Source organism: Nitrospirota bacterium (assembly GCA_040754395.1).
GTDB lineage: Bacteria > Nitrospirota > Thermodesulfovibrionia > Thermodesulfovibrionales > SM23-35 > JBFMCL01.
Genome location: JBFMCL010000002.1, coordinates 94,859 through 106,751, shown reverse-complemented (window position 1 = coordinate 106,751; position 11,893 = coordinate 94,859). Strand labels below are relative to the sequence as shown.

Annotated in this window: 10 protein-coding genes and 1 tRNA gene; all 11 read left to right on the top strand. The window is 48.6% G+C overall.

The genetic code is table 11. The features are described from left to right. Positions 1-92: 92 nt before the first annotated feature. Positions 93-169: transfer RNA gene (locus AB1552_01685), tRNA-Arg, on the top strand. Positions 170-171: 2 nt separating this feature from the next. Continuing rightward, entirely contained in the window at positions 172-1,083 is a 912-nt protein-coding gene (truB, locus tag AB1552_01680; GenBank protein ID MEW6052486.1) for a tRNA pseudouridine(55) synthase TruB, read from the top strand. Between the two features lie 145 nt (positions 1,084-1,228). After that, a complete protein-coding gene (gene pilM / locus AB1552_01675; protein MEW6052485.1) occupies positions 1,229-2,266 on the top strand; it encodes a type IV pilus assembly protein PilM in 1,038 nt (345 codons plus the stop codon). Continuing rightward, the gene (locus tag AB1552_01670) at positions 2,263-2,802 is read left to right on the top strand and encodes a PilN domain-containing protein (protein ID MEW6052484.1); all 540 of its coding nucleotides are present in this window, start codon (positions 2,263-2,265) and stop codon (positions 2,800-2,802) included. Before pilM ends, AB1552_01670 begins: the two co-directional genes overlap by 4 nt. Position 2,803: 1 nt before the next feature. After that, complete coding sequence (gene pilO, locus AB1552_01665; GenBank protein MEW6052483.1) at positions 2,804-3,436, top strand: type 4a pilus biogenesis protein PilO; 633 nt, start codon at positions 2,804-2,806, stop codon at positions 3,434-3,436. Continuing rightward, positions 3,433-3,951: a pilus assembly protein PilP gene (locus AB1552_01660; GenBank protein ID MEW6052482.1), complete on the top strand. Its 519-nt coding sequence runs from the start codon at positions 3,433-3,435 to the stop codon at positions 3,949-3,951. Before pilO ends, AB1552_01660 begins: the two co-directional genes overlap by 4 nt. Next, a complete protein-coding gene (gene pilQ, locus AB1552_01655) occupies positions 3,948-6,200 on the top strand; it encodes a type IV pilus secretin PilQ (protein MEW6052481.1) in 2,253 nt (750 codons plus the stop codon). The genes AB1552_01660 and pilQ overlap by 4 nt, the downstream gene beginning before the upstream one ends. Positions 6,201-6,234: 34 nt before the next feature. Next, entirely contained in the window at positions 6,235-6,891 is a 657-nt protein-coding gene (locus tag AB1552_01650; protein ID MEW6052480.1) for a hypothetical protein, read from the top strand. Positions 6,892-6,907: 16 nt separating this feature from the next. Next, a complete protein-coding gene (locus AB1552_01645) occupies positions 6,908-8,521 on the top strand; it encodes an Ig-like domain-containing protein (GenBank protein MEW6052479.1) in 1,614 nt (537 codons plus the stop codon). Positions 8,522-8,704: 183 nt separating this feature from the next. Further along, the gene (locus AB1552_01640; protein ID MEW6052478.1) at positions 8,705-10,813 is read left to right on the top strand and encodes a S8 family serine peptidase; all 2,109 of its coding nucleotides are present in this window, start codon (positions 8,705-8,707) and stop codon (positions 10,811-10,813) included. A gap of 162 nt (positions 10,814-10,975) precedes the next feature. Then, positions 10,976-11,851, top strand: a complete 876-nt coding sequence (locus tag AB1552_01635; protein ID MEW6052477.1) for a type II secretion system protein N — start codon at positions 10,976-10,978, stop codon at positions 11,849-11,851. The last annotated feature ends 42 nt before the right edge of the window (positions 11,852-11,893 follow it).

Sequence of the window (11,893 nt, the reverse complement as noted above, 5' to 3'; positions counted from 1 at the left end):
GCATTATCACGGTAAAACCTGCAGCGGAATTCAATCCCAGAATTATTTCACGATTCTCCGGAGCGACATGTTACAATACATGCAAACCATATGCGCCCATAGCTCAGCTGGATAGAGCGTCGGACTACGAATCCGCAGGTCGGGGGTTCAAATCCTCCTGGGCGCGCCACTATGAATATCGTCATCAATTTAAATAAACCTGAAAATATCTCTTCACAGCAGGCTGTCCTTCGGGTGAAGAAACTGTTCTCTGCGAAGAAAGCAGGGCATGCCGGCACGCTCGACCCGATAGCGACAGGTGTGCTTCTCGTATGTCTGAACGAGGCAACGAAGATCACGCGTTTTTTATCGGACCTCGAAAAGGAGTATCATGTCCGGTTGAAACTCGGCGAAAGAACCGATACGTTCGATTCAACAGGCAGGACACTCGAAACAAGAGACTTCCAGGCTGTCGGAGAGAAGGATCTGCATCGCATTCTGAAGAGTTTTCAGGGTAATATTGAACAGACGCCCCCGATGTTTTCTGCGGTCAAGGTCGGCGGGAAACCGCTTTACAAGCTCGCACGAAAGGGGATCAGCATTGACAGACCTGCAAGGTCAGTGCATATCAGCAGCATCTCCCTCACTGGTTTCACCCTGCCATATGTTGAGCTGAGAGTTGGCTGTTCCAAAGGGACCTATATCCGGACATTGTGCGATGATATCGGCAACGCTCTCGGAACAGGCGCGCATATGGTTGCATTACAGCGGACAAAAACAGGACGTTTCAGGCTGGAGGATTCTGTGCCCATGGGGGATCTGCTGCACACAGACCGGGCATTCCTGTCCATGGACGATGCCCTCTCGCATCTCGGAGAAATAGTCCTCACCGAAGAGTCTTTCCGCAAAGCCAGAAACGGCGTATCATTCCCGCTGACCACGGACAGTTACTCTTTTCTCAGATGGGAAGAGGAAGGAAGGGAATATTCAACAAATGGTTATGTCAGACTCAAGACCCCTGATAAGCGGCTGTTTGGAATAGGAAAAATTGAAAATGGTACTGTAAAGATAGAGCGGTTACTTGATTCCTCTGTGATAACCTGAACCTGCTGTTCCGTTCCACAATGTTTGTTTTTATTTTGTGATCTGGGTCACAAACTTAAACTAATTTATTAATATTTGCCCTCCATCTGCCTATTAAGATTAAAAAAAACTTGACAAGACATATTTTTTCTGGTAATCATATGCTATGCTCTTTGGTGCGAAAAGTTCCATTGGCTTAGATATCGGCTCGGGTTATCTGAAGGCTGTGCAGCTTAAGGATACCAAGGGCGGGTACGAACTCGAGCTGTTTGACATGATCCCTCTCCCCCCCGAACTGATTGTTGATGGTTCGATCATCGATTCCCTTCGCCTTGTCGATTCCCTGAAGGAACTTTCGAGAAAGGCAAAGATAAAGACTAAAGACGTTACCATCAGCATCGCAGGGCATTCCTCTGTCATCATCAAAAGGGTTGCGCTTCCTGACATGACAGAAGAAGAACTGTCCGAATCGATAAAATTTGAGGCAGAACAGTATATCCCTTTTGACATTGAAGACGTCAACCTGGACTTCCAGATACTCGGGCCGAAGGAAGAACCCGGGCAGATGGATGTCATACTTGTCGCGGTAAAAAAAGACATCATCAATGAATACATCACCGTGGTCAAAGAGGCCGGGTTTAACTGCCAGATCGTTGACGTGAATTCGTTTGCACTCGAGAATATCTATGAGATCAATTATGAAATCGAACCGCACAAGAATATCGCACTCGTAAATATCGGCGCAAGCACGATCAATATGAATATCCTGAAAGGGGGCATATCTGTCTTTACGAGGGACAGCGCGGTCGGGAGCAATCTGCACACCGAAGTGCTTCAGCGGGAATTCAATCTGACATATGATGTTGCCGAAAGACTTAAAAAGGGAGAAGCGGTGGAAAATATCGCTTCACAGGACGCATATTCGGTCATGGAACTGGCATCCGAAGAAATCATTGGCGAGGTGAATCGCTCGCTTGAGTACTTTCATGAGGAAATCAACGAAATAATACTGAGCGGAGGCTGTGCGCTGATAAAAGATTTTCCGAAACTTATTGCGGAAAAAATAGGGGTTGAGACGAAAATCATGCAGCCTTTCAAGAATATCAGGATACCCAAAAAATTTGATCCGACATATCTTGAGGAAATGGCGCCGATTGCGGCTATCGCTGCAGGACTTGCCCTGAGGAGGTCAGGAGACAGATGATAAAAGTCAATCTCTTGCCGGTGAAGAGGAAAAAGAAGGCCAAGCCTCTGCCGTCTTTTCTGATTGGGGCTGTTCTCGGGACGCTCGTCATATGTATCATAACAGCGTACCTCGCTTTTTTCTTTACCTCGCGGCTTTCTGCAAAAAAGAATCAGTTTGCAGCCAATGAAAAAAAGATAGCGGAGCTCAAGGAAAAGATAAAGGCGGTTGAGGATTTTGAGAAACGCAACAAAGACTTCAGGGATCGGAGCGATCTGATCGAGCAACTCAGCAAGAACAAGAGTGTTCCCGTTAAGATCCTTGATGAAGTCAGTTCGCTGATGCCGAACGGGGTTTGGCTGCGCGGCATGACATTTGCGGGGGGGAATATAAATCTTGACGGGTTCGGCTTTACAAACACCGATATCGTTACCTATGTTGACAACATAAAGAATTCACAGATGTTTGCCGAGGTGTACCTGCAGGAATCAAAGAGTGAGGCACTCGAACAGATTCCTGTATATTCTTTTAAGTTAACATTTAAGATTAAGGCATAGCATGGCCCTGAAACTCGATATAAACTTTAAGGCATTGCCGTTATACGGGAAAATACTGATATCCTGCATTCCTGCCCTGATCATTGTCATTGCGGGATATCTTATCTTTATTTCTCCTGCACGGGAAGAGATCAAGGCCCTTGAGGTGAAAATAGCGGCCCAGGAAAATGAAATTGCGAAAAACCAGGCAAAGGCTGAAAAACTGCCTGAACTGACACTGGAGAATGAGAAACTGAGGAAAAGGCTGCATGAGCTGAAGCAACAGCTCCCGGAGGAAAAGGAGGTCTCGTCGCTGCTCAAACAGGTTTCTGACCTGTGCATACGGTCAGGCCTTAAGGTGGCACTCTGGAGACCTGAGCAGAAAAAGACGCACCCGAGCGGTATCGTGTATGAAATACCTGTAAAAGTCGAGCTATTGGGAAGTTATCACAGCCTTGGGTATTTCTTCAGCAGCCTCACCAAACTGACCAGGATCGTAAATATTTCTGACATCAGGCTCAGTGATCCGAAACCGGAAAAGGTAAGCGCGGATGTCAGAATATCCTTCAATGCAACCACTTTTTCCGCAGTCGAGGAAGCCGATCCGACAAAGAAAGATACCACACCTCAGCAAGGTGGAGGCGGGGCGCAATGAAAAGGCTGACGATTGCGCTCATCATGGTATGCCTCTTCATCGGGTTCTCTCTCTGCGCCTGCGGCAAGGATCAGCAGCCTGCAAAGAAGCCGCAGGCCGGGCAGGTTAAGCCTGCTGAAGTTAAGGAAGCAATTCCTGCAGAAGAAGAAAAGCCGGTTGTTCCTGAAGGATATGCGTATGATGCGAGAGGCAGGCGGGATCCTTTTCTCTCTCTTGTATTGCCAAAACAGAAACCGGCAAAAAAGAAGGGAGCCAGCCCTTTCGAGAGTTACGACCTTGATGAGATACATCTGATGGCGATCGCCTGGAAAAATGACAAATATTTTGCCCTTATCCGGTTGCCTGACAAAAAAACCTATACGATAACGGAAGGCATGATTATGGGGCTGCAGGGGGGGAAGGTCGAAAAGATTACACAGGACAGGGTCGTTATCAGGGAATATATCAAGGATTACAGGGGTGAAATAAAGCCAAGGGATTCGATATTGAAACTCCACAAGGGGGAAGAAGAATGAATCAGAAACGAAAAACCAGGAGATATGAATTATTGAATAAAGGCCTGCTGAGTTTCCGGAACATCATGATATGCTGTGCATATGTGATTATCCTGAGCTCTTTGTGTACATTCTGGGGATGTGCGACAACAGGGAGTGAAAGAGACGCACTGCAATCCCGTCATACCACGGTCATTACAGGCATTGACATCCTGGATAATCAGATAACAGTCACTGCGAACGAACCATTCATTTATACCATTTACAAACCTGGAGACCCGTACCGACTGGTCATAGATCTTCCTGTGGTGAGCATCGGAACGTTCAATCAAAAGATTGTATCCCACAAGGCCGGGATAACAGAAATCGTCCCCCTGCAGATTGAGTCTCCCGCTCTCCTCGGACGGCTCGAAATCCTGCTCCAGAACCCCTCATTTGTTGAACAGGAATACAACAACAATGTGCTGACAGTACTGATAAAAGAGGACACTTCTCAAGGCAGTGCAGCGGATACAGCCAGTGAAATCAAAGTTGCAGATTTATTGCGCAAAGAAACAGTAATGGCTGCAGGGCACAACAATCCTGGACATGCCCAGCCGCAGTTTCCAAAGGCAACCGAGATATCAGATATTTCTTTCGATACCTCCGAAGAAGCGGTGAAGGTTTTGATTAAGGGGAATGGTACAATGATTCCGAATGTGTTTCCCCTGGATGACCGTCTTGTTATCGATATCCCCAATGTCATGATGAAAGCACCGATGCCATCCTCAGTCGTTTCACCGGTGAAGGGGATCCGCCAGGGTAAACATGATGAGATGGTCAGGCTCGTCCTTGACCTGAAAGAGAGGACAAATTTTGATGTCGCGGCAATTGGCGACTCGATTGTCGTAACCTTGACCAGACCCGGAATGAAGCTCTCGACATCAGCGGCAGCCGAAATGACGGAGCCAGATACTGAGGATGTACCGGAACCTTCGGCAACGAAGCCCCGGGTTCCTGCAGAAGGGAAATGCCAGGCATTCCTCGAGGGGAGAGAGACAGTCAATTTTGATTTTCAGGACCAGGAAATTGTTCCGATATTCAGGCTGTTTGCCGACATAAGCGGGTGCAACCTTTTTGTCCATCCCGATGTAAAGGGCAAGGCTACGATGAAGTTCAGGGATGTTCCGTGGAATCAGGCCCTCGACACAATCCTGAAAACCTTCAGCCTCGACAAATCGATTGAGGGAAATATCATAAGGATCGCCCCGCATATTATATTCGCGAAGGAAAGCGAAGAAAAGGCAAAGGCGCTTGACGCCCTTGTAAAGGCGGAGCCGCTTGAAACAAAGATGTTTCCGATAAGCTATGCGGATGTCACAGTTGTAGAAGCAGCCATACGCAACTCCAAGATTCTCACACCGAGGGGAAGTCTCAGTGTTGACAGACGCACGAGCAGTATGCTCGTGAAGGATATCGCATCAGTGTTTCTGGAGGTAGAAAACCTTCTTGAAACACTCGACAGACCGACTCCCCAGGTCTTGATAGAGGCGAGGATTGTTGAGGTCAATACCAGCAACGAGCATGAACTCGGTATACAGTGGGGAATGAACCTTCAATCGACTAATACTCTTGCTTCAATAGGCGGGTTGTCAGGAGTTCCGCTTACTGCACCAGGCGCATTTAGTGGAGGGAATTATCTTGTGGACTTTCCGGCGAAAGGGGTAGGTCCCCTGTCCGGCTCCGGATTTACTTTCGGAATTATCGATCCGGCGCGGACTATCGGTCTTGACCTGCAGCTTTCTGCTATTGCATCAGTAGGGAACCTGAAGGTCATCTCAAATCCGAAGATACTTACAGTGGACAATGGCAAGGCAAAGATTCTGCAGGGCAAGAGCATCCCTGTAAGGAAGCTGACCACAGAGGGAACAATCTCGACAGAGTTCAAGGATGTTACGCTGGAATTGGTGGTGACTCCTCATATTACTCCTGACAAGTCAATCGGGATGTCCATAGAAATCAAGAAGGAGGAACTCGATCCGACGGTCCCCTCAGTGGAAGGTGTTCCGGGCACCGATAAAAAAGAGGCGAACACCAATGTCATCATAAAAGACGGAGAAACAATTGTTATCGGCGGGATGTACAAAATCACGACGAATGAATCAGAGACAGGAGTTCCGGGGTTAATGAAGATCCCCATTCTGGGAAGGCTTTTTAAAAGTAACAAGGAGACATCAAGCACAAGCGAACTCCTGATATTCATTACGCCAAGGATCGTCACAAAATCATAAAGACATAAAAGAGACTATTAAAGAGGATATCAATATGAAGACAGGGGGCAAGATGAAAAGACGTCATAGTGTATCGTTTGCTGTATGCTGTATGCTGCTCAGTATCCTTTTCTGGGGGTGCGGTGGAGGTGGACCGGGGTCACCCGGAAGCCGCGGCAGTGAGGATACCGGTGTCCAGGTGCAGGCAACGGTTGTGCCCCAGTATCTGGGAGAGAATACCTATTCGGTTGATGTGGTACAGGATATCTGTGAACCGGGTCCGCCGCCGGTATTCGAAAGTTTTACTGACCACTCTGCAATCATAACAATGGAGGCAAGACTCCTGAATCCGAATGCAACCTTCAAGGCAGGAAACCTCTATGTCGAAAAATATACGGTCGAATACAAGCGTTCAACAGACTCCATCGGTGCCCCGCCGATCGAACATGACACACGGTACAAAACAATCGTGATTCCGGCTCCTTCGGGAAGCGGTATTACCTCTGTGCAGGATACCGTTATCTTCGTTGATCTGCTCAGAAAAGAGAAGTATTACGACGATGTCCTATCCGGGCAGTTCAATCACGGACTCGCGTATATCAACAACTATACGGCAGTATATACGTTTGAAGGCAAGAATGAATACGGAACCAAATTCTCTTTCAAGACTCAAACAGACTTCCAGATCGGCTGGTTCGATTATTGTGATTAATTATTTGGAGGAAGAGATGAAAAAATTTTTCATATTACTGACTTTGCTGGCTTTGACTCTCAGTACACTCAATTGCGGCGGCGGAGCCGGTTCTTCAAATTCTCCTGCAGGGGAAAACCCCGGGAAACCATCGATCGTTCAGTTATTGCCTTCTCACTTTATCGCCCAAACGAATACGGTGATAACACTGCATGCGAAGGTCCTGGACGGGAACGGCAATCCGGTCAGGCGTCTTGCAGTGAGATTTACCAACCTTTCACCGATAGGTGTTCTCTCATCAACATCTGCAAAAACAAACGATATCGGGATAGCAACAGTAACCCTTAAGTCTACGGTCCAGGGGTTTGCCACAATTCAGGCAGAGGTCAATAAGGGAGTGGCTATCGTCCGGGACAGAAAGACTGTCTTCTTTGCGACAACCCTTAACCTTCAGCCTTTCATGACGCTTGATGTAGACGGAGATAATGACGGCATATATAATGAGCCGGGTGATCTGACGCTCTTTGAGAACGCGAATGATAATCAGGTGGTTGTGCGGGCAACGGTCTTCAACCGGTTCGGTCAGCGTGCTGCACTGACATCTGTTACTTTCGGGGCAGACAGTTCAGAGGCTTCCTTCCCTCTGGGGAGCACCGGCACCACAAATGCGAACGGGGAAACAACCGTATTGGTGCAGGTGGACCCTGCGGCGGTCAGAAATCTCGGGACGATTCTGAACATCACTGCGACTGCGGACAATGGTGCTGCCAATCTTGTATCGTTGTTCCTTCTGCCGGTTGTCGTGAGTAATGTGAATGTCACTGCCAATCCTTCTGTTCTTGAGCCTGAAGACACGTCTGACATCACCGCTTCAGTGGTGTTGAACACAGGCGGTCCGGCTCCCGACGGAACTTCAGTAAGTTATATTGCTTCATGCGGAACGGTGACCCCCTTTGCGCAGACTGCAAATGGCGTGGCGAACGCTGAGTATACCGGAACTTCATCAGAAGGCACGTGCACAATCACTGCGACATCGGGCGGAGTCAGCGCAACGACCGATGTATTGGTAACCACCGCACTGACTGTCCTTCCGGGTGCGCAGACGATTGACGGTATTGCGGGCGGCACAGTCTCCTACACGATATACAGCGGGGTTGCTCCCTATACGGTCACTTCAAGCAATGCTGCGATTGCCTATGACTCAGCCCCAGGCGATGGGACCTGGAATGTTGCCGCAAGCGGGGATTCATTCATTGTAACTATCCCTGCGTTTACGTCTGCGGGCACGGTTACACTGACAGTAAGAGATGCTACCGGAACCACAAAGACAGCGACTCTGACAATTACGGTGCCGACATCGACACTTTCGATTACGCCTACTTCATTTGCAATAGGAAATGCTATCCCATTCGATGTCGACGTGCAGTATTTTGTGTCTGGCGGGGTTGCCCCATACACTGTGTACTACACACTTCTGACGTTCATTGATCAGAGCATAACGGCGAATGGAGCGGAAGTCGGAACCGCCGGCACAAATCAGGCGGTCTTTACCGTAAGGTTCACAAGCTTTACCGGCTGGACTGCAACATTTAATATCATAGTCGTTGATTCACTCGGGCAGAGTGTAAATTCGACGGTGAATATCCAATAACTTTTTTTGGGCGGGCGAAAGCCCGCCCTGATTGACTGTGGGAAAATATGCGGGGAAAGGAGGATTGAACTCAGAATCCTCTCGATTCCCTCAATGAGTGGGATGAAGTGAAGCAGCATAAATGGCTCTGCACAGAGACACATGAATGAATGACCAAGCAATATATATATAAGGAGCAAGACCATGAAGAAATTTCTTTTTTTGTTGGTGTGTTTTATTCTTGTTGCATGCGGCAGTGAGAAAACTGCACAAATCTCTTCAGAGCCCTCAGCAAAAACCGGCAGTGCAACAATGAGTGCACAGTCCATCATGGTGCAGATGGATGCAGGCAACTACAGAGAGGGAGAACTCCTTGTCAGATTCAAATCCGGAGTGGTAACCTCATCAGCCGTGAAGACACATCAGACTGTCGGCTCATCTGTAATAAGAAGATATACTCTTGTTCCAAATCTTGAGCATGTGGCACTGGCAAAAGGGATATCTGTCAAAGAAGCGATCACTGCATACATGTCTGACCCGAACGTTGAATATGCCGAGCCGAACTATATCAGAAAAGCCTTGTTTATCGTGGCGAACGATACCTTTTTCCGGGATCAATGGGCGTTATGGAATACAGGTCAGTATGCCTACGGTACTCCGGGTGCAGACATCAAGGCAACTGAAGCCTGGGAGATCTCGATAGGAAGCCCGGAAATTATCATTGCGATACTCGACAGCGGTATCGATTACACCCACAACGACCTTGTCTGGAATATCTGGAGAAACCTTGGGGAGACCAACTGTCTTGACGGCATTGACAATGATCTGAACGGATATATCGATGACTGCCAGGGATGGGATTTTACTACCTGCGCTCAGTTCAACGAAAGCGGCAGTTGCGCGGTTGCAAAAACGACTGACAATGACCCCATGGACGACCATGGCCACGGTACCCATGTGGCAGGGATTGCGGGTGCAAAGGGACATAACAGCAACGGAATCGCGGGTGTGATGTGGATGGTCAACATGATTCCTGTGAAGGTCCTGAATGCCGAAGGAGACGGGTCTGACGCAGATATCGCCGCCGGCATACAGTATGCGGTAACAAACCGTGCGAAGGTTATCAATATGAGCTTTGGAGGGTATGGATTTTCGAACACCCTGTACAATGCAATATCCGCTGCCAATAACGCGGGGACCCTTCTGGTAGCTGCTGCCGGAAACGGCGGGGATGATGGAATAGGTGATAATAACGATCTGCTGCCTGTCTATCCCGCCGGGTACAATCTTCCCAACATCATTTCAGTCGCAGCTACTGATCAGGATGACAGGAGAACACCCTTTACCAACTTCGGCCCGACTACTGTAGATGTGGCTGCCCCCGGGGTGTATATCCTGAGCACCCTTCCCCAGAATAGATATTCTGATAAGGAATTCGGGAGCGGAACCTCAATGGCTGCCCCCCACGTATCAGGTCTTGCGGGATTGCTTTCTGCATACTATTCCCATCTCAGTCATCTGAGCATCCGGAATATGGTGCTTCGGTATGTCGATGTCCTTCCTACCCTGAACGGATGGATCCTGACCGCCGGGAGGATCAACTCCTTTAAGGCGATGTCCTCACTTTGGGCACCGACGGATTTTGTTGCAACTCCGATGTCTCCTTCCCAGATATCTCTGGCCTGGACTGAGAGGGCGACTGATGAACACGGATACAGGATAGAGAGGAAAGCCGAAGGCGGTTCTTATGCGCTGATCATCACCCTTGCCGCAAACGCAAATTCGTTTGCGGATGGCGGACTTGCCGATGGCACAAGATATTTTTACCGGGCTAAGGCCTATAATGATCTCGGGGATTCTCCATCATATCTCACCAACGAAACATCTGCCATTACGCCTCTCAGTCCTCCGGCAAACCTTCATGCTTCTGCACTGTCGACTTCTGAGATACGGCTTTCATGGCATGACGATTCAGGTGCGGAAGCAGGGTACAAAATAGAGAGAAGGGTTTCCAACGGAACATTTATTGAGATCGCCCAGGTTGGCCAGAATGCCACCACTTTTACCGACTCGGGACTGAGCGCAGGCACAGGCTACTGGTACAGGGTAAGGGCGTTCAGTGCTCTGGCAGGCAATTCCGCATATTCTGAAGAAGTATCTGTCAAAACGCTGAGTACCGGGAGCCGCCGGAGCGGTGGCGGTGGCGGGGGATGTGCAATAGGAGCACCGCAGAATAGCCAAACAGCAGCCGCAGACCTGGCACTGTTGCTTTCACCCCTTGTCCTGATCGCCTTCATGAGACGGAGGAGATAGTTTAGGGTATCCGGGCATCAGTAATTGCAGAGACGCATTGCGAGAGGGGGGCGATTTCTCAATCCGTCCCCTTTTTTATTCATAGTGGATGCTGTTCCAAGAGATTAACAGCATAAATACTGCGGTGTTTACATTCAATTGTATATTGAATAACATACTGTCATGCAGAAATCAGTAATCCTGAGCAGGAGGAACATAGCCGCCCTTAACCTTTTATTATGTACGGGACTTTTTCTCCTGGTTCTTCTGACAGGGCGTGATATTGTCTCTGACTATTTTGAGAAGAAAAAAAACCTCAGGAAAACAACCGCTGCACCGGTTGATACAGAGGCAGCGTACCGGAAAAGCCCGTTTGAAGATTATTCCCCGGTACTGAAAAACAACCCTTTCGGTTTTCCCGGCGGTAATCTCAGGGTTCTGACCGTGGTATCCGGAAACCGGGCACAGAAAACGGATTTTGTGCTGATCGGCACCGTCGTCGGCCCCAGAGAACTCACGTATGCAGTGTTCAAGGACAATTCAGGAATGCAGGAAGTTTTCAGGATCGGCGAATCAGTATTCGGTCTCGGAACCCTGTCTGTGGTCAAAAGAGACAGGGCGATCATAAAAAAGGGAGATTCTGCGTTTGACTTTCTGCTTGAAGATGTGAAGGTCAGGGAAATTGCGAAACCTGCCAGCATGGGAGGTGCTCCTTCGGGGTTTGCACAGCGGATAGGGCGGGGGACATATATGGTGGATCAGGCAAGACTGCAGCAGGCGATCACCAACCCTGGGCAGATGATGACCGATGCAAGGCTCAAACCGAATTTCGTCGATGGAAGGGAAGAGGGTTTTATACTGAGTGAGGTCAAAACGGGAGGTATTTACCAGAGTCTTGGTCTCCAGGACGGTGATGTGCTTCTCAGGATCAACGAATATGATATTTCAGATCCTGAGAGAGCCCTTCAGGCGTTCACTGCCCTGAGAGGGCTTGACAGGGTTCAGGTTGATCTGATCAGGTCAGGGGCAAGGATGACAATGACCTATCAGATAAAGTAATATAAAGGCTGAAAAATCAAATCGTTATCGATTTCTCACTAT